The 20430-nt window shown below is 36.5% G+C and carries 16 protein-coding genes and 2 tRNA genes; 9 read left to right on the forward strand and 9 right to left on the reverse strand.

Annotated elements, in window-relative coordinates; translation table 11 throughout:
* Positions 1-5 precede the first annotated feature (5 nt).
* A complete protein-coding gene (locus MR062_RS04055) occupies positions 6-830 on the forward strand; it encodes a thymidylate synthase (RefSeq protein ID WP_242202803.1) in 825 nt (274 codons plus the stop codon).
* Positions 831-874: 44 nt separating this feature from the next.
* On the opposite strand, the gene MR062_RS04060 is transcribed toward MR062_RS04055, so the two are convergent.
* Positions 875-1171: an isoamylase early set domain-containing protein gene (locus MR062_RS04060; RefSeq protein WP_242202804.1), complete on the reverse strand. Its 297-nt coding sequence runs from the start codon at positions 1169-1171 to the stop codon at positions 875-877.
* 278 nt (positions 1172-1449) lie between these two features.
* Here MR062_RS04060 and MR062_RS04065 point away from each other — a divergent pair, with 278 nt between their 5' ends.
* Genes MR062_RS04065 through lspA form a run of 4 tightly spaced genes read left to right on the forward strand, consistent with a single transcriptional unit; the run spans position 1450 to position 4861 of the window.
* The gene (locus MR062_RS04065; RefSeq protein WP_242202805.1) at positions 1450-2361 is read left to right on the forward strand and encodes a dihydrofolate reductase; all 912 of its coding nucleotides are present in this window, start codon (positions 1450-1452) and stop codon (positions 2359-2361) included.
* A gap of 11 nt (positions 2362-2372) precedes the next feature.
* On the forward strand, positions 2373-3419 hold the full coding sequence (locus MR062_RS04070) for a DUF6340 family protein (RefSeq protein ID WP_242202806.1): 1047 nt from the start codon (positions 2373-2375) through the stop codon (positions 3417-3419).
* Positions 3420-3472: 53 nt separating this feature from the next.
* The gene (gene fabD, locus MR062_RS04075) at positions 3473-4366 is read left to right on the forward strand and encodes an ACP S-malonyltransferase (RefSeq protein WP_242202807.1); all 894 of its coding nucleotides are present in this window, start codon (positions 3473-3475) and stop codon (positions 4364-4366) included.
* Complete coding sequence (gene lspA / locus MR062_RS04080; protein WP_242202808.1) at positions 4367-4861, forward strand: signal peptidase II; 495 nt, start codon at positions 4367-4369, stop codon at positions 4859-4861. It begins immediately after the preceding gene.
* A gap of 72 nt (positions 4862-4933) precedes the next feature.
* Here the strand turns inward: lspA and MR062_RS04085 are convergent, their stop codons facing one another.
* The 3 genes from MR062_RS04085 to MR062_RS04095 are packed head-to-tail and all read right to left on the reverse strand — an operon-like array spanning position 4934 to position 10757.
* Complete coding sequence (locus MR062_RS04085) at positions 4934-5827, reverse strand: hypothetical protein (RefSeq protein WP_242202809.1); 894 nt, start codon at positions 5825-5827, stop codon at positions 4934-4936.
* A gap of 14 nt (positions 5828-5841) precedes the next feature.
* The gene (locus MR062_RS04090; protein WP_242202810.1) at positions 5842-7542 is read right to left on the reverse strand and encodes a SusD/RagB family nutrient-binding outer membrane lipoprotein; all 1701 of its coding nucleotides are present in this window, start codon (positions 7540-7542) and stop codon (positions 5842-5844) included.
* 11 nt (positions 7543-7553) lie between these two features.
* On the reverse strand, positions 7554-10757 hold the full coding sequence (locus MR062_RS04095) for a SusC/RagA family TonB-linked outer membrane protein (RefSeq protein WP_242202811.1): 3204 nt from the start codon (positions 10755-10757) through the stop codon (positions 7554-7556).
* A gap of 510 nt (positions 10758-11267) precedes the next feature.
* Here MR062_RS04095 and MR062_RS04100 point away from each other — a divergent pair.
* Together MR062_RS04100 and MR062_RS04105 are read left to right on the forward strand one after the other, a co-directional pair.
* Entirely contained in the window at positions 11268-12050 is a 783-nt protein-coding gene (locus MR062_RS04100) for a LytR/AlgR family response regulator transcription factor (protein WP_242202812.1), read from the forward strand.
* 6 nt (positions 12051-12056) lie between these two features.
* A complete protein-coding gene (locus tag MR062_RS04105) occupies positions 12057-13175 on the forward strand; it encodes a sensor histidine kinase (protein ID WP_242202813.1) in 1119 nt (372 codons plus the stop codon).
* A 59-nt stretch (positions 13176-13234) separates the two neighbouring features.
* On the opposite strand, the gene galE is transcribed toward MR062_RS04105, so the two are convergent.
* Together galE and MR062_RS04115 are read right to left on the reverse strand one after the other, a co-directional pair.
* Complete coding sequence (galE, locus tag MR062_RS04110; RefSeq protein ID WP_242202814.1) at positions 13235-14254, reverse strand: UDP-glucose 4-epimerase GalE; 1020 nt, start codon at positions 14252-14254, stop codon at positions 13235-13237.
* Positions 14247-15380, reverse strand: coding sequence for a DegT/DnrJ/EryC1/StrS family aminotransferase (locus MR062_RS04115; protein WP_242202815.1), 1134 nt, complete (start codon positions 15378-15380; stop codon positions 14247-14249). The genes galE and MR062_RS04115 overlap by 8 nt, the downstream gene beginning before the upstream one ends.
* A gap of 310 nt (positions 15381-15690) precedes the next feature.
* On the opposite strand from MR062_RS04115, the gene MR062_RS04120 reads away from it, so the two are divergent.
* The gene (locus MR062_RS04120; RefSeq protein ID WP_242202816.1) at positions 15691-16953 is read left to right on the forward strand and encodes a 3-deoxy-D-manno-octulosonic acid transferase; all 1263 of its coding nucleotides are present in this window, start codon (positions 15691-15693) and stop codon (positions 16951-16953) included.
* 87 nt (positions 16954-17040) lie between these two features.
* Positions 17041-17349 (forward strand): hypothetical protein, encoded by a 309-nt coding sequence (locus tag MR062_RS04125; RefSeq protein ID WP_242202817.1) that lies wholly within the window; start codon positions 17041-17043, stop codon positions 17347-17349.
* A 128-nt stretch (positions 17350-17477) separates the two neighbouring features.
* Here MR062_RS04125 and MR062_RS04130 read toward each other — a convergent pair.
* From MR062_RS04130 to mutS, 3 genes are all read right to left on the reverse strand, one after another.
* Positions 17478-17562, reverse strand: a tRNA-Leu gene (locus tag MR062_RS04130).
* A gap of 26 nt (positions 17563-17588) precedes the next feature.
* A tRNA-Gly gene (locus MR062_RS04135) sits at positions 17589-17660 on the reverse strand.
* A 98-nt stretch (positions 17661-17758) separates the two neighbouring features.
* Complete coding sequence (gene mutS / locus MR062_RS04140; protein WP_242202818.1) at positions 17759-20386, reverse strand: DNA mismatch repair protein MutS; 2628 nt, start codon at positions 20384-20386, stop codon at positions 17759-17761.
* Between the last annotated feature and the right edge of the window lie 44 nt (positions 20387-20430).

A 20430-nucleotide genomic window follows, 5' to 3' on the forward strand; every position in this document is an offset into this window, starting at 1 on the left:
GGCTTATGAAACAATATCACAACCTTGTTAAACACGTTTTAGAAAACGGTAATGAAAAATCGGACCGCACCGGTACTGGCACCAAAAGTGTTTTTGGTTATCAAATGCGATTCGATTTGAGTGAAGGATTCCCTATGGTAACCACCAAAAAGCTCCACTTAAAATCCATTATTTATGAGTTGCTTTGGTTTTTAAAAGGTGACACCAACATTAATTATTTAACTGAAAATGGGGTTCGTATCTGGAACGAATGGGCCGATGAAAATGGCAATTTAGGTCCTGTATATGGTCATCAGTGGCGTAACTGGAATAGCGATGAAATTGACCAAATAAAAGAAGTAGTCAATACACTTAAAAATAACCCAGATAGCCGAAGAATGCTTGTCTCGGCTTGGAACCCATCGGTTTTACCCGATACTTCAAAAAGCTTTAGTGAGAATGTGGCCAACGGCAAAGCGGCTCTACCACCGTGCCATGCCTTTTTTCAGTTTTATGTAGCTAATGGCAAACTGTCCTGCCAGTTGTACCAGCGTAGTGCCGATATTTTTTTAGGCGTACCTTTTAATATAGCGTCTTATGCCTTATTTACTATGATGATGGCACAGGTTTGCGGCTATGAAGCAGGAGAATTTATCCATACCTTTGGCGATGCCCACATTTATAGCAACCATTACGAGCAACTGGAACTACAACTGTCCCGTACACCTCGTCCTTTACCTAAAATGATTTTAAATCCAGAGATAAAAGACATCTTCGACTTTACCTTTGACGATTTTACTTTAACAGACTACGATCCGCATCCACATATTAAAGGCGTGGTTGCTGTGTAAAACTTTAAAAAAAAAGCTTTCCTGTCGGAAAGCTTTTTTAGTTTTTAAACATTTACAACACTGTTCTCTGCTCCTGCATAATCGTTCCAAGCATAAGCATCTGCAGCGTCATCATTTACGAAGTTACCATCAACTAGGTACCTAAACTCATAGGCATTGTCTTTTTCTAAGTCTATAGTTCCTTTAAACACACCACTCTTTAATTTCTTTAAAGGTGCTTTTTTATCATTCCAATCGTTAAAACTTCCAACAACTGAAACTTTTTTTGCTTCTTCAGCTTCTATAGAAAAAGTTACTTTACAAACCGGTTTACTCTTTAAGTATTGTTTTTTAATAGCCATAATTCCTTGATTTAGATGTTTTCTTTCTGCAAATTTACAACAACAATCGTGTTAGCATATGTTCTATCACACTATAGACTAAAGAATTATCAATTTAATAATCTGGCTTTACATTAATTTAAAGTTTGTAAAAATTTATTGGTTAAATTATAAAATTAACACAGCTGAAAATCGGTTCAATACTGATTTTCAGAACTTTCACTATTTAACCGATTTCAGAATAACGCTTAAAACAATTCAGTAAAATGTTATAACTTTACATCTATTAATCATTATATATGTTCGGAAAAAAGAAAACAGTTTCAGCAATAGACAAGGAGCAATTAGAACTTTTGGAAAATGCCCAAAAGCGCATCAAACAAAAAAAAAGACTATTCATTCATTTTATCCTTTTCCTAATAGGTTCTTTACTTCTAATAATCTGCAACCTTGTTTTAGGTATTGGAAAAGAATACACACTTTTTGAAAAAGATTGGTTTATTTATGCGATCTTATTATGGGGCTTCTTTTTTATTTATCATGCCTTCAATGTGTTTATTACCCATAAATTTATGGGCAAAGCTTGGGAAAAAGAACAATTGGAAAAATTGGTTTCCAAACAACAGCAACGCATAGAAAAGCTAAAAGCAGAGTTCATTAAAGAAGAAGCATCCATAGAGCAAAGCGAAACCACAAACAAGACCAAAACTTCTAAGAACACACCTGAACTCACTATAATTGTTGCCGCTGCCGAAAACAATGCCATTGGCAAAGACAATCAATTGATTTGGCATTTAAGCGATGATTTAAAACGATTTAAAGCATTAACCAATGGACACCATATTATTATGGGACGGAAAACCTTTGAAAGTTTTCCCAAACCACTACCTAATAGAACGCATGTAGTAATTACTAGACAGGAAAACTATCCTGTACCAGACGATGTTATTGTAGTTAATAATTTAGATGATGCCATAGATGCTTCAAAAAATGACCCACAACCTTTTATTATTGGTGGTGGTGAAATTTATAAACAAGCCATGGGTATTGCCGATAAAATTGAACTCACCAGAGTACATGAAAATTTTGAAGCAGACACCTTTTTCCCAGACATCGATGAAACGCAATGGAAAGAAGTGGCACATAGTTTGCATGACAAAGACATAAACAACGATTATGAGTATTCCTTTATTACTTATAAGCGTAAATAAATGCTATTATTATGGAAACCAAGCCCCTACTAAAAAAACTTTCCCTCTTAAGCGTTGTATTTGTATTGGTTAGTTGTGCGTCGACTAACAGATTAACCCTGAGCGTCACCGAACCTGCACCTATAACCATTCCTAAAAACATTACTCGTATTGGCATTTTGAACCGTTTTAATAATGCCCCTAAAAATGTCATCAACAGAATTGACGAAGTCTTTTCTGCAGAAGGTAAAAACTTTGACACTGATGCTTCCAACAAGGTTATAGAAGGCTTAACCGATGTATTGAAACAGCAAAATCGTTTTGATATTGTTACAATTACCGATGCTACATTAGCCACAGACAACACCGGCACTTTCCCATTGGCCTTATCTTGGGACACCGCTGAAACCCTTTGCAAAACCAATAATGTAGATGCTATTTATGTACTATCCTATTTTGATACCGATTCCAAGATAAGCTACAGCACAAAACAAGCTTTTACCCAAAATGTGTTGGGTGTTAAAATTCCCGTTTTGGAACATCATGCAACGGCAAATACCCTTATAAAAGGAGGCTTTAAAATTTATGACCCCACAAACCAATTAATCTTAGACGTCTTTCCTTTTTCCAAAGGCGTTACCACTTCGGGAAAAGGCATAAATCCGGCAAAGGCATTGGAAGCCCTAAAAATGCGAAAAGACCTTGTTATGGATGCCAGCCGATTAATTGGCGAGCATTATGCGTTGGGTATTGAACCCTATAAAATTAGGGTTGCCCGTGATTATTTTGTAAAAGGCACTGAACAATTTGAAATTGCAAAACGTAAAGCACAGACAGGCAATTGGGATGGCGCTGCATTACATTGGGAAAGGGAACTCACCAATTCGAAATCTAAAATTGCTGGAAGGGCCTGTTACAATATGGCCATTATTAATGAAATTAATGGCAATTTGGACACCGCCATAGAATGGGCATCAAAAGCCTATAGTGATTACAATAACAAAGAGGCTTTACGCTACTTAAATATTCTAAAGTATAGGGTATCCCAAAACCAAAGACTGGCACAACAACAGCAATAATAATTTTAGTTCTAATTTTATTCCTATTTTTGCAGCACTAAAAAAGAACTAAAATGAACGCATATATATTTCCAGGTCAAGGTGCCCAATTTTCGGGGATGGGATTGGACCTTTACGAAAATTCACCGTTAGCACAAGAGTTATTTGAACAAGCCAACCAGATTCTTGGTTTTAACATTACCGATGTGATGTTTGAAGGTTCTGCTGAAGACCTTAAAGAAACCAAAGTTACCCAACCAGCCATATTTTTACATTCGGTAATTTTAGCAAAAACTTTAGGGGATAATTTTAAACCCGATATGGTTGCCGGGCATTCCCTTGGTGAATTCTCTGCGCTGGTTGCCAATGGCGCCTTAAATTTTGAAGACGGTTTAAAATTGGTGTCGCAACGTGCATTGGCCATGCAAAAAGCCTGTGAACTACAACCAAGCACTATGGCAGCGGTTTTAGGGTTGGATGATGATATTGTTGAAAAAATATGTGCCACTACCGAAGGCATTGTGGTTGCAGCCAATTATAACTGCCCTGGACAATTAGTGATTTCTGGAGAAGTAGAGGCAATAAACAAAGCTTGTGAAGCATTAAAAGAAGAAGGCGCGCGTCGTGCTTTGGTCTTGCCCGTTGGTGGGGCTTTCCATTCACCATTAATGGAACCTGCTCGTGAAGAACTTGCTGCAGCTATAGAAAATACCACATTTAGTAAACCTAACTGCCCTATATATCAAAATGTAACGGCTAATGCGGTTATCGATGAAGCTGCCATAAAAGCGAATTTAATTTCGCAATTAACGGCTCCTGTACGTTGGACACAATCTGTGCAACAAATGATTGCAGATGGCGCCACTTTGTTCACTGAAGTTGGCCCAGGAAAGGTACTACAAGGCTTGGTTAAAAAGATAAACAGGGAAGCTCAAACTGTTTCGGCAACTTTTGAAACAAATAACTAAATGAAAGTTTCTAAGCGATCTATCTTTATTATTGTCTCAATAGCTATTACTATTGCCCTTGATCAAATAAGCAAAGTTATTGTTAGGGCAACTATCTCCCCTAGAGATGTTATCCCCGTTATTGGAGAGTATTTTTCCCTTCACAACGTTGAAAATGAAGGTGCCTTTTTAGGCATGGGAAGTGAATTGAACGAACCATTGCGAATTATTTTATTGCTTATTTTGCCTATTGTTGTCTTAGGTTTTGTTTTGCGTTATATCATAAAAGACAAATCCTTAGATAATTGGTCTTTATTTGCTTTTTCTGGTATTATAGGGGGTGGTATCGCCAATGTATTCGATCGCATCGCTTTTGGCTCTGTAACCGATTTTTTCTTTGTTAAACTTACCGATGTTTTAAGAACCGGCATATTTAATGTAGCCGATTTATTTGTTACTACCGGAATGATTATTTTGGTTTTGGGAAGTTTTAGGAAGAAGAAACAAACTGTTTAGATACATAATAAAAAAGCACCTCCATAAGAGGTGCTCTTCTAAGTTTAGTTAGCTAGTTAGTTAGTTTCCAAACTAAGGGTTAGGAGTTAATTCCAGAGTCCATTTAATACCAGGTAAACCACAACAAGAGCCAGAAGTATATTCTAAGTCCAAAGTAATAACGCCAGTATCTTGATCTAGACTAGACCCATGATCAATATAATCTACTAGCCCGGGGAAATCTACCGAAGGAGACAACACCGTAATTGTTCCACAGACATCGGTGAAATTAAGTCCTATTGGAAAATCTGGCCCAAAAATATCAGCCGTTCCATCACTTAAAAGGTATGTTCCAGATGAGGGCTGTGTAATGGTTACAGGTTGCGGGCTCCTAAAATTAGTTGCTATATCAAGGTTTGAAGCAATTACCGTAGAAGTATAATTGCCTTCCAACATAGTAGGGCATGACACTGGAAAATTCAACACTGAAGTATAAAGGCCAGAATTAGTAATGTTCTGATTAACATTACTTGATCCATTAGGGTTTATGATATCTAAAACCGTACCGTCCGATCGGGTAAATCTTGTTGTAACAGCTAAAGCATCTCCCAATTGCACATCATTAACGCTTGTTAATTCAGAAAAAGCAGAAACAACATCATTTATAGATATTGTAAAGTTACTGGGCAATGACACATTACTAAATAAAGTGGCATTATATACGCCACCACTAGCTGTTGTATAATACCCCATAATATCGGTTGCAACAGGTTCGCCTTGAGCGACATCGGCACTAAACGACACCTCAACATTAGAACCTGCATTGATTTTTGTTAAATCAAATAGTACCGCAGAATCGTTTCCTAATTGCATATTGGGAACAATACCATCTTCCAAAATGCGCACAGAAGTGCCTCCATCATCATCACAAGAAATACTAAAAATTGTAATCGTTAGTATTAAAAATAAATATTTAAAATTTTTCATGACTTTCTCTTTTTTTAATTATCCCAAAATATTTTATATGCTGTTGGATCCTTTTGACTCGGTGCATTGCTGTTGTTATTTATCTCATCGGAAGGCCAATGAAGTGATAACTGGAATCCATTTCCTAAAGTGGTTTGCGAGTCATTTATTGGAAAACCATCGCCATTATCTAATTGGTATTCGGGTGAAGGCCCATTCGGATTGGCCAAAACGGGATATCCTGTTCTTCTATAATCGGTATACGAATCTAAAGGATCACCAAATGAAGCTACCCATTTTTGGGTCATAATAATTTCTAATTGCTTGTCGGCATTAGCGGCATCAAATTCAGAAATAACATTATCTATAAAATCGGTAGTAGCGGCAGTCCCTGCCAATGTAGGAACTGTTTGGGTTGTACCAGAATTAGCTACAACTTCATCTACTTTTTCAAAACTGGCAACCATGGCCTCTCTTAGTTTGGCACTGGCATCACCAGACATTAACCCCACTTGAATAAGTTCGGCTTGAATATATAAATATTCATAGTAGGTTAAAATACGTTTTGGAGCCACTCCCGTTCCATTAGTCGCATTACTTCTCGCAAACCCTAAACCGTCATCATACCTACCTCCACAAGGATATATCCCAGGAAAAGTAGCATCATTCTGTACAGCATGGTCCCTATCGGGTCCTATACTTCCAAACCTAATCGTAAAAAATCCTGTAGACGCATCCCAATAATCTGCATTAGGATCACCAGTGGTAGTATCTCCTTGGTCCCTTGGGAATTGTCCTGGAGCTAATTGATTGGCCCAATAATAAGGGATTCTTGGGTCTGGGTTACCAGTATGGATATTAGGATTCCATCCTTTTAAAATTTCATAGAACCAAGGACTTACGTAATGGTCGACTTGCGCTTGAACATAAGAGCTTTGAAACAATTGGTTTCTTTCATCTGTAGGCGTAATATTGGCCGTATGGGTAAACTGAAAATCATCGGCAGACGATGTAAAGAAATTATCTTCAGCAACCAATGCACTTAAATCGGATGCATTAAACATGGACGATAACCTGATCTGGTTATATAATTTTAATTTCAGCGTGTTTATAAACTTAATCCACCTTGAAGTACTTCCCCCATAGAATAAATCGTCCGTAGACGGAAAGACACTTCCTTCTCCACTATTTATATTGGTCTTGGCTTCATCCAACAATGCAAATACCGCTTGATAAATAGCTTCTTGATTATCAAACACAGGAGCAATAATACCCCCTTTTAACTGTGTAGCTTCTGAAAATGGAACATCGCCCCATAAATCCACAGCTACAGATCCTAAATAAGCTTTAAGTGCTTGGCCAATGCCCAAATAAACTTTGTCGCCACTTTCAGTTGCTTGATCAATTAGGGTTTGTATATCTGTTAAAACTAGATAAACATTATTCCAATCATTCCTTGTTGTTACATTATCTGCCTGTGCACCATATTGATCTTGCTCACTTCTGGACACCAATTGGTGTACATATACAGATAGTATTTCTGCTGTAAAGTTATTTGCGTCCCCTATTTGACCTACCGTTACTTGAATGTTTGGCAATATTAAATTTAAAGCAACTGTGGTCGGGTTATCTTTATCTGTGTCTACATCTAAAAATTCATCACATGATACTGTTACAAAAGCAATACACAGCAAAATGTAATATTTAAAGACTTTATTATATGCTATATTTTTCATCGTTATTTTTATTAAAAAGTTACATTAATTTTAAAGCCATATCTCGTTGCTGTTGGCGGTGAAGCTATTTCTACGCCTTGTAACCTTGATGTTCCATGTGAAGTTACCTCAGGATCAAAATTTGTATATTTTGGCACATTTGGTGCGAAATACCATAAATTGTTTGCTATAGCGCTAAAGGAAACTTTTCCAAAAGGGGTTTTCTTTAACCAATTAGAAGGGACTTGATAAGATAAGCTTAGCTCTCTTAACCTATAAACAGTACCGTCGTATACACTAGCTTCATCTACTGCATTTTGCCCAAAAGTTCCACTAGGTCCACCGGAAGTAAAGTATAAGGCATTTATGTCGAGCTGTGTGGTATTAGGAATTGGGTTGCCACTACCGTCTAAAAGTAAATTTCCTTGAGAATCTCCATAAAAGCCCGGTATTATAACCGTTCGCTCTCTATCCTCGGTGTCTTTGGTCACGCCTCTACCTAATAATGACTGGATACTTGTTGAATGAATATCGCCTCCTTCCCTCCAATCAATTTGAGCACTAAGCGTTAGGTTTTTATAAGTAATGGTATTAATAAAGCTCATCTTGAAATCGGGGTTTGGATCTCCAATAATCCCATTTGCTGTAGTCCCTAAAACCTCATTATCGGCAGAATTAAATACAAAACCTGTGGCTGGGTCTATAATAAAGTTTCCATCGGGATCCCTTGCGAACTTTGAACCATAGAACACGCCAAAAGGCTGCCCTGCAATAACGTGGGGCACTTGGTTCCCATTTCCTTCAAATTGTATCCTATCCAAGCCTTCAACAAGTTCTGTAACAACATTATCATTTTTTGTAAACGTTGTAAATAGAGACCATTTAAAATCTTCTGTTTGAATTGGCACCAATGTTAATCCAATTTCCACCCCCTTATTCTGCATTTCTCCAATATTGGTATTAAATGATGTAAAACCACTTGAAGAGGGCACGGTTACAGGGGAAATCAAATCGGTTGTAATTTTTTTGTACCAACTAAAATCCACCACTATTCGTCTCTTGAAAAATTCCAGATCTGTACCTATCTCAAATTCTTTGGTAAACTCTGGTGTAATTTCCTGGTCCCCCAACCCTACTCTATTACCTACTACCGGTATGCTATTAAATGGGTTTCCTGTAGCAAAGGTTGTATTTAAAAACTCTGCGGGAGCCGACCTACCTGCTTCGGCATAACCAGCTCTTAACTTAGCAAATGTTAAAACATCACTCTCTATATTAAAAGCATCGGTAACAATTAAAGAGGTACTAACCGACGGATAAAAATAGGATCGATTATCTCTTGGCAAAGTAGACGACCAGTCGTTTCTTCCAGTAGCGTTTAGAAATAAAAAGTCTTTATAGGACAACCCTATTTCTCCAAAAGCTCCAAAAGTTCTTTCCCTGCTACTTCTATCAAAATTAATCGCTTGGGTTACCGTGTTGGTTATAGATCTTATCCCAGGCGATATAAAAGTACTCCCGGTCAATGCAAAATTTTCTGCAGTATTTTGCAATACATTTGCCCCTACAACGCCGGTCAATCCTATATTATCTGTTAAAGAATAATCGAAGTTGATTAAAAAAGTCGATTCGATATCCTCATTGGTAAAATCAATATTTACAATAGACCCTCCATCTGCCAAAGACGCTCTAGATTGAGGGTCTCTTATTTGCCTTCTATTTAAAATATACTTATTAAATCCAAGCCTTAAGGAAGTAGATATATTATCATTAATAGGAAAACTAAGGTTTATATTACCTACAGTTCTATTGGTCTTTGTTATTATTTGATCGTGCTCCCAGGACCAAAGCGGATGATCCCATCCATTATTTGGGGTAACCGAAGCACCATTGGCATCTTCATAGGGCAGGCTTAAATCCCAAGATCTCCCTAACCACAAAGCTCTTGCGAACGATGACGCCGAACCCCCAAATTGATTTTCACCATAAAAACCACCTACTTGGTCTGTATTTGAAAAGCTAAGAGATGCACCAATGGTTAATCCATTTTGTAATTTAAAATTACCTCCTGATGAAAGCGATGTTCTATCGTAGGTATTAAAAGGAATATAACCTTCTTGCTGTAAATCGGAAACCGTTACACTAAAGCTTCCATTTTCACCACCATAAGCCATATTAACAGAATTATCTAAAACCACGCCTGTCTTAAACAAACTTTTAACATTATCTGGTTGAGGCTCCCATGGTACTGTTGGCCCAAACAACTCTGGAAAGGCATTCAACAAGTTTGGCCACGTTGGTATTGTAGCTAAAGCATCAAATCTAGGCCCCCATGAACCATTCGCATTAACATAATTAAAGTTTGTTCCAGGCCCATAAGTATTTTGATATTCAGGTAAATTTGCAATCGTTTCTAAATAGGTTCCACTACTAACATTAACGCTTAGTTTTTTATTAGTATTAGAAGCTGCCGAACCCGATTTAGTAGTAATTACAATAACACCATTTGCTGCCCTAGACCCATACAAAGCTGAGGCCGCCACACTTTTCAATACGTTAACCGATGCAATATCATTTGGATCCAAACTAGAAAGCCCGGTTTCGTAACTTCCCCCTCCTAATGTCTGATTAGAAAAATTTAGATTTGTATTATCACCTGCCTGTGTATTATCATAGGCAATACCATCAACTATAATTAAAGGTTGTGTAGAAGAACCTATTGTCGTTTGCCCCCTAATATTTATTAAATTGGCAGCACCTGCAACACCTGTAGAAAAGTTTACATTAACACCGGCCACCTTACCTGATAAAGAACGGATTAAATCTGGCTCTGAGTTTTCTGTGATTTCCCCAGAATCGACTTTGCTTACTGCGTAACCTAAATTCCTGGGATTTCTTTTAATTCCAAAAGCGGTCACCACTACTTCTTCCAGAACAGCGGTGTCTTCACTCATAGCAACATTAATAGTATTGGATGCCCCAACCGTAATTTCTTGGGCGACATATCCAATAAAACTAAACACAAGTACATCACCTTGACCGGCCCTAATTGAATATTTACCATCAAAATCGGTTGAAGTACCAGAAGATGTTCCTTTTATTAAGACCGTAGCTCCAGGTAGAGGTAAACCAGAAGCATCAGATACTGAACCTGAAATTGTCTTTTCTTGTGCAATAGCATAGTGCACAGCTAACGCTAGGAATAACGTTAGAATTCCTCTAAGATTTGTTTTCATAATTTATTATTTGAGTTAGTCTAAGCAGATTGTAAAAAGGCAGGTAGTAAAGTTTTTTTTAAAGGACTAATTCAAAAAAATACATAAAAACCAAAGTTTAGCGAAACCTTAGCATAATTAAGTAAAGCTCTAGACCACCTTACCTTTTACAATTGCACTAGTAAAGGAAATAGTTTAATTGTACACTTTACAATAATATGATTTGAGCTATACTTAAAATGAGGCGGATTAATACTTTTTAGCTATGATTTTTTTTACAACTTGAACGTTTTAAAGCGGTTTTTAACAACACAAACACAACCTATTGAATACCAATTAATTGCATGCATGTTATTATTTTTGTAATTTACACTGTTCAATTATTATCAATTGATGTTAACACCCTTATTTTTGAAGTTTATAGGCACAAAACTGATTTGAAAAAGCTATTTGTTGATGTGAACACTCATTGCCCATTCCTATTAATTCATTTTTTTATACTAGTTTAGAATTTTAAATGCGTACCTCCTTATGGCTAATACAATTAAGGCAATAATAATAGATGATGAATTTTTAGCAAGAAAGAGGGTCTTTAATTTACTTAATGAAGTTAAGGAAATTGATGTTGTAGACGAATGTAGTTCTGGCAAAGAGGCCATTTCTAAAATAAATACGACTAAGCCCGACTTGGTATTCCTAGATATTAAACTAACCGATATGACCGGCTTTGACATTCTTAAGGAGATTGACCAAAATAACATGCCTCTGGTAATTTTTATCACTGCTTTTGATGAATTTGCTTTAAAAGCATTCGATTTTTTTGCTTTCGATTATTTATTAAAGCCATTTAAAGACGAACGCTTTTTTCAGTCTACCAACAGAGTTATTGATCTTTTTTATTCCAATAAATCGCAAGGTTTGAATAATAAAATAACCGACTTACTAAAATATATTGAAAACCCCAATCAAGGATTTTCTGAAGTCAAACAAACCAAATTGGCCATAAAAGCCAATGGTAAAATTTCATTTATTAATAAAGAGGACATTAAATATATTTTGGCATCGGGCTATTATGCAGAAATCTTTACCGAACAAAAAAAGCATGTCTTACGTGAGTCTTTAAACTCATTACTAGAGCAACTCAAATCATTTAAATTTCAGCGTATTCATAGATCGACCATTATCAATATCTCATTAATTAAGGAAGTGCTTTATTCCAATTATGGAGAAATTGATGTAAAAATGCAAGATGAAAAACTGTTTAGAATTAGTAAAACTTACAAAAAGGAATTTCAAAAAAAGATGGGGATTTAATTTTAAATGATGAAAAACCTAAAAAAGCATATAGACTTTAAACTTTTAGGCATCTTGTCTTTTGCCTACGCTGTTTTTGTAATAATATACTCCTGTAAAAATGCATACCTTAGAATGCATTATAATAGAAAAACGAACTGGGGAGAATTTATTTTTGGAAATATTTTAGATTGGTTCCTTATAACAATCTTCATGGTATTCATTGCCATTACTACAAAGTACTTAATTGTAAAGAAAACCAAGTTTGCCTACATAATTGCCTTCCATTTATTTTTTTCATTTTTTATTGGCGCTTTTACTGTTGGCATTTCATGGGGCATTGAACTATTGAGCAATCCCGAAATGGAATTTAAAAGTGGTTTAAGTGGGGTGATAAGGGGCTATATTGGACTAATAGATTTACATTTTCTAATTTACCTCTCTTTGGTGACCATTATTTATATGTATTATTACTTTAAAAAAACACAAGAAAGTAAACTGCAAACCATAAAATTGCAGGATCAACTATCCCAAGCGCATTTAAAATTTCTGCAAAGCCAAATGCACCCACATTTTTTGTTCAATACGCTTAATGGCATCCATTCTTTAATAGATATAAATGTTGAAAAATCTAAAGCCATAATTGTCGACTTGAGCGATCTCTTAAGAAATGTTTTAGACAAAAAAGATCAAAACCTAATAGAACTTCAGGATGAATTGGACATCCTTAAAAAATACATCCATATTAAAAAGACCCGTTTTTCTGATCAACTAACTTTTAATTTAGAGGTTGAAGAAGGCCTAGAAAATGTACTGGTACCAAATATGATTTTACAGCCCATTATAGAAAATTCAACCAAACATGGTTTTAGCGATACACATAAAACCATAGCTGTTTCCATTTCAATTAAAAAACATAAAGACCGTGTTAAAGTTAATATTGAAAATACAGGCAGGCCAATTAATAAACCCCAATCTTCTTTATTAAAAAACGGCAATGGACTTAGTAATATTAACGAAAGACTTAAAACATTATATAAAACCGATTATAATCTCAAAATCTATAATCGCAACAATAAAGTGATCACAGAAATTATTTTCCCTTTACAATTTTCAATTTCTGAAATAGCCGAAGGCCATCTGTAATTACAACAAATAAAAAGGGGCCTTACAGCCCCTTTAATCATTTATTTATAAAGTCTTAATTAACCTCTAATCTTTTGCTCCCACTTCCAAGCAGAACGTAAAGCATCGTCTAAGGTTAATTTAGTTTTCCAACCTAATTCTTCATTTGCTTTAGTTGTGTCTGCATAGGCCGAAATAATATCGCCTTCTCTTCTCCCTACAATCTTATAGTTTAATTTTTTACCAGAAACACGCTCAAAAGCCTGGACAACTTCCAATACCGAACTTCCTTTACCTGTTCCTAAGTTAAAGGTTTCATAATTGGCTTTATTTTTATTCCCTAATAAACGTTTAAGCGCTACAACATGGGCTTTTGCCAAATCGACTACATGAATATAATCTCTTATACAGGTTCCGTCAGGCGTTGGATAATCATCACCAAAAACTGATAATTGTTCGCGTAACCCAATTCCTGTTTGCGTTATAAAAGGCACTAAGTTTTGAGGTACACCTATTGGCAATTCTCCAATATTGGCAGATTCGTGCGCACCAACTGGATTGAAATAACGTAAAGCTATTGCTTTTATACTTGGGGTTACCTTACAGGTGTCGCTAATAATTTCCTCGCCTATTTGCTTGGTGTTACCATAAGGTGACTCCGCTTGCTTAACTGGAGCACTTTCCGTTATTGGCAATTCATCTGCCTGTCCATAAACAGTGCAAGACGAACTGAAAATAAATGAAGCTTCAGGTAATTTTTTTAGTTCTTTTAATAAATAAACTAAGGTGCCTATATTGTTTTCGTAATACAACAATGGTTTTTCCACACTTTCACCTACAGCCTTGCTTGCTGCAAAATGAATAACGCCTTTAACATCATTATGCTTTTCAAAAAAGGCTTCAACACCTGCTTTGTCCTTTAAGTCTAATTTTTCAAAAATAGGTTTCTTGCCCGTTATTGAAGTTATACCATCCAAAACATTAATTGAAGAGTTTGACAAGTCATCAATAATAACAACGTCGTACCCTTCATTTTGTAATTCTACTACCGTATGCGACCCAATAAATCCTAATCCGCCAGTTACTAATATCTTATCCATTTATAAATTTAATTATTGTTGATGTTATGTATTCTATTTGTTCATTGTCCAATTCGGTATGCATAGGTAACGAAATCACTTCTTTCACTAATTGATTCGTTACAACAAAGTCTGCTTCATTGTAACGCTCATCTGCATACGCTTTTTGTTGGTGAAGTGGAATGGGGTAATACACACCACAAGGGATACCCTTCTCATTTAAATGTTTCGCCAAAGCATCTCTATCAACTCCTTTGAGTTTTAAAGTATACTGATGGAATACATGATTGTCCACATCGCCATTTCTAACAGGAGTCTCTATACTAGGTACATTTTTAAAAGCGGCATCATATTTATTTGCGGCTGCGATACGCTTATTATTATAGCTATCTAAATGAGGGAGTTTAGCGGCCAACACAGCAGCTTGAATACTATCCAATCTAGAGTTCACTCCTACCACATCATGATGGTACCGTTCATACATACCGTGGTTAACAATCCCCCTTATAGTATGGGCCAAATCGTCATCGTTAGTAAAAATTGCTCCTCCATCGCCATAACAGCCTAAATTTTTTGATGGGAAAAACGAAGTGGCTCCCACATGCCCTATGGTTCCAACCTTTACCTTTTCTCCATTTGCATAGGTATAATTGGCTCCAATAGCTTGTGCGTTGTCTTCAATAACATATAGGTTATGTGCTTTGGCTATGTCCATCACAGCTTCCATATTGGCACATTGCCCAAACAAATGTACTGGTACTATAGCCTTAGTTTTTGTGGTAATGGCTTTTTTTATGGCTTCAACATTAATATTAAAATCATCTGGATTAACATCAACCAAAACAGGTGTTAACTGCAACAAGGCTATTACCTCAACGGTAGCTGCGAAGGTGAAATCGGCAGTAATAACCTCATCACCTGGCTTTAATCCCAAGCCCATCATAGCTATTTGCAGGGCATCCGTTCCATTAGCACAAGGTATAACATGCTTTACATCCAAATAATTTTCTAGATTCTTTTGAAATTCATGGACCTTGGGCCCATTAATAAATGCTGTGTTTTCAATAACATCTTGTATAGCAGGATTAACAACATCTTTAATTTGGGAATACTGACCTTTGAGGTCAACCATTTGGATTTTCTTCACACGTTTAAATTTTAATAATCATTAACCTGAAAAACATAGCCTTTTCAGATTTGCATTCACATGCATTTTTAAGCCTACAAAATTACAAAATTCATACTTGTTATCTATAAACTCATTTAGACTTTTTCAACTGGCTATAAAATGGTCCTCTTTTACCTATTCTTTGTCTTTTCTCCTTCCGTAGCCGAGCCACCTGCCCGACCGGCAAGCGGATGCAACTCAAAAAAGCCTTCAAATGTGCAAAAAACACCTAATTTTCGATTCAACTCAAAAAGTCTAAATGAGTTTTCTATAGTTTTATTCTAAAGAAATGTATTTTAGCACAAACAACGAAACATTGGGGTTTTTATATAATAACATCATTCCATTAGCTAATTTAGGGTTGAAATTTGTTGCGAACTTTAACCAAAAAATCGCATCTGGGGTTAAAGGACGTTCTAAAACCTTTAGCATACTTAAACAAAATTTAAACCAAGAAGACAAAACACTATGGTTCCATTGCGCATCACTTGGCGAATATGAGCAAGGCTTACCAGTTTTTAGTGCTTTGCGGCAGCATTACAAAAACCATAAAATCCTGCTTACTTTTTTTTCGCCTTCTGGTTACGAAATTCGTAAAAACGCCCCCATTGCAGACCTTGTGGTTTACCTCCCGTTAGACACAAAATCTAACGCCAAGCGCTTCTTAGACCTAGTAAATCCAGAATTAACTGTTTTTGTGAAGTATGATATCTGGCCTAACTATTTAAATGAAGTTAGAAAGAGACATTTACGGGCCATATTAATTTCTGCTGCTTTTAGAAAGAACCAACGCTTTTTTAAATTTTATGGTGGTTTATTTAGACATGCCCTGTTTGCTTTTGAACATATTTTCACCCAAAACGAAACCTCTAAAACCCTGCTAGAGTCTATCAATTATTTAGATGCCACAGTATCTGGAGACACTCGTTTTGACAGGGTTTCAAACCAAATCAACCAAAACAACACCTTAGATTTTGTAGAAACCTTTAAACAGGATAAACTTTGTATTGTTGCAGGCAGTACTTGGCCAGAAGACGAAAGTTTACTTATAGACTACCTTAACACCGAAACATCACGAGATGTTAAATTTATAATAGCGCCACACAACATAAAGAAATCACAAATAAACAACCTTAAAAGTCGTATAACTCCAGAAACGGTATTGTTTTCAGAAAAAGACACAGCTTCCTTGGAACACAGCAAAGTTCTAATTATAGATACCATTGGTTTACTTACCAAAATTTACAGCTACGCTAATATTGCCTATGTTGGAGGCGCCATAGGCAACACAGGCTTGCACAACACCTTAGAGCCTGCTGTGTTTGGCATTCCTATCATTATAGGAAACCATCATGAAAAATTTCCCGAGGCCAAAGCAATGATTACAAAAGGAGGCATGTTTTCAATTTCAAATTCAAATGGTCTTAATTTAATTCTAAACCAATTAATCGAAAATCATGATTTCAGACTGCAGTGCGGCGAAAAAAACGCCAACTTTATAAAAGAAAATAAGGGCGCCGTAATCCAAATATGCGACTACTTACGTATATAGTGTGTCAAAAAACCTAACCATTATATGTTTAACAAAAGACATTAATGTTTATTTTTACTAAAAACAATTAACACTAAATCGAAAATTATGAAAAAAACACTTTTAAGCATGGCGCTTGTTTTAGCCCTAGGGTTATCTTTTACGTCTTGTAGAGACACTAAAAAAGCTGATTCTGCTGAAGCAGCCATTGAAAATGCTAGTGAAGCTGTTGAAGAAGCTGCTAACTCTGCAAGTGAAGCCGTTGAAGAGGCTACCGAAGCTGTTGAAGAAGTTGTTGAAGATGCGGCTGAAGCTACTGAAGGCGCTCTAGAAGAAGCTGGAAAAGCTGCAGATGAAGCTGTTGAAGAAGCAGGTGAAGCTGTTGAAAAAGCTGCTGAGGCCATTGACAAAGCCTAATAAATGGTGCTTTAAAAATGTAACGTTACAAAAAAGACCGTTTTTACGGTCTTTTTTTTTGCTTAAAACGAAATGAAATTCATTTAAAAACAAAAAAGCCTCTACAAGAAATCTTGCAAAGGCTTTTGTACTGAAGGCGGGACTTGAACCCGCACGGCCATAATGGCCATTGGATTTTAAGTCCAACGTGTCTACCAATTCCACCACTTCAGCATTGGTATATTTTAAGAAAGTATCAGAGCGAAAGACGGGATTTGAACCCGCGACCCTCACCTTGGCAAGGTGATGCTCTACCCCTGAGCTACTTTCGCAGTTCCTAAAAAGAACGTACAACCTCTCGATTGCGGATGCAAATTTAAAATATTTCTAATAAAACCAAAGCCTTTTCTTAAAATAAATTGTTTTTATTTTAAGCTTGCTTTTTCTTTACGAGCATACGTTTTATTTCATTAAGCTTCATAAGGGCTTCTACAGGGGTTAGGGTATCAATATCGGTGTGTAAAATTTCGTCTTTTATGTTTTCCAGTAATGGGTCGTCTAAATTAAAAAAGCTAAGTTGCATCTCATCGTTAAGGGATTTTACCTTATCGGTTAGCTCTTCACTGGAATGCGATTGTTCTAACTTCTTTAAAATTTTATTGGCTTTATGCAATACTTGCTGTGGCATACCTGCCATTTTAGCTACATGAATACCAAAACTATGTGCGCTACCTCCAGCCACTAGTTTCCTTAAAAAAAGCACATTGTCTTTTAATTCCTTAACCGAAACATTATAGTTTTTAATACGCTCAAAGGTTTCGGTCATTTCATTAAGCTCATGATAATGGGTAGCAAACAAGGTTTTTGGCTTGGCTGGATGCTCGTGTAAATATTCGCTTATGGCCCAGGCAATGGAAATACCATCATAAGTACTGGTTCCACGGCCAATTTCATCCAATAACACTAAGCTCCTTTCTGAAATATTGTTAAGTATTGAAGCCGTTTCATTCATCTCTACCATAAAGGTACTTTCGCCCATCGATATATTATCACTGGCGCCAACCCTTGTAAAAATTTTATCGACCAGCCCTATTTTAGCCTCCTTGGCCGGCACAAAACTTCCTATTTGTGCCAACAAAACTATGAGTGCCGTTTGTCTTAGAATTGCCGACTTACCAGACATATTGGGCCCTGTAATCATGATAATTTGTTGTGAAGTCCTATCTAAAAACACATCGTTGGCAATATAGGCTTCTCCTATTGGCAATTGCTTTTCTATAACAGGATGGCGGCCGTTTTTAATATCTAAATCGAAACTATCATCAATAATTGGATACACGTAGTTATTATCGTTTGCCAATTGGGCAAAACCACATAAACAATCTAACTGGCCAATTAAGTAAGCATTTTGCTGCACAGCCTTGATATACTGATTCATCCAGACCACCAACTCAGCAAACAACTGTTGTTCTATGGCTAATATTCGTTCTTCTGCCCCTAAGATTTTGGCTTCATATTCCTTAAGCTCCTCGGTGATGTAACGCTCTGCACTCACCAAGGTTTGCTTTCTAATCCATTCTTCTGGCACTTTATCCTTATGCGTATTGCGCACTTCAATATAATATCCAAAAACATTATTGGATGCTATTTTAAGCGAGGTAATACCGGTACGTTCTGTTTCTCGCTCCAACATATTATCTAAATAGTCCTTCCCAGATTTTGAAAGATCCCTTAACTCATCTAACTCATTAGAAAACCCACTAGCAATGGTATTCCCTTTTAATACATTTACAGGGGCTTCTTCGTTTAATGTTTCCTTTATTTTCTCTCTAAGGACATCACAACCTTGAAGATTATCTCCAATAATTTTAAGTGATTCGTTATTGCAATTAGTGGCCAAACCTTTGATAGGCACAATAGCTTCCAAGGAATTTTTAAGTTGAATGACCTCACGAGGACTCACCTTACCAGTTGCCGTTTTGGAAATTAAACGTTCTAAATCGCCAATATGCTTAATATGGCTTTGTATTTTTTGAAGCACCGTGTTTTCTTTGTTCAGAAAATCGACCACCTCATGGCGTTGCTTTATCTTATCCAAACTTTTTAAGGGCAAGGCCAACCAACGCTTTAGCATTCTTCCGCCCATTGGTGAAATGGTTTTATCGATAATATGCAAAAGCGTTACTGCATTGTTATTGGTAGAATTGTAAAGTTCTAAATTGCGAATGGTAAACTTATCCATCCATACGTAATCGTCTTCAGCAATTCTGGAAATGGAAGTGATATGCTGTAATTTATGGTGTTGGGTTTCTCCTAAATAATGCAAAACAGACCCCGAAGCAATAATCCCTTCATATAAATCTTCAACCCCAAAGCCTTTAAGGGTTTTGGTATTGAAGTGCTTGATTAGGGTTTCATAGGCATAATCGGTTTGATAGACCCAGTCCTCCAAATAAAACGTATGGAAATCGTCGCCAAACGTTTCGTTAAACAATGCTCGTTTTTGTTTGGACACCAAGACTTCACTTGGATTAAAATTTTGGAGTAATTTATCGATATACTCGGCATTGCCTTGTGAGGTTAAAAATTCACCTGTTGAAATATCTAAAAAGGAAATCCCTATATATTTGGATGCCGATTTCGTCGAAGCATCGAAATGCACCGAACACAAAAAGTTATTCGACTTAGATACCAACACCTCATCGTTTAGGGCTACCCCAGGCGTAACCAATTCGGTTACCCCCCGTTTTACGATGGTTTTGGTTTGTTTGGGGTCTTCCAATTGATCGCAAATCGCCACGCGCTCTCCGGCCTTAACCAACTTGGGCAAATAAGTGTTTAAGGAATGGTGTGGAAATCCTGCCAATTCGGTCCTTTCACTACCATTGTTCCTATTGGTTAAAATAATACCTAAAATACCCGCTGCCTTAACGGCATCTTCACCAAAGGTTTCATAAAAATCGCCCACACGAAACAACAGCAAAGCATCGGGATATTTAGCTTTAATGGCATTATACTGTTTCATTAACGGGGTTTCCTTTTTTGCTTTTTTACTCATAGTCTTCTATCATACCCATGAAGATGGGAATCTCAATGGTAAAA

The sequence above is a fragment of the Aestuariivivens insulae genome (assembly GCF_022662195.1).
In the GTDB taxonomy this organism is placed as follows: domain Bacteria; phylum Bacteroidota; class Bacteroidia; order Flavobacteriales; family Flavobacteriaceae; genus Aestuariivivens; species Aestuariivivens insulae.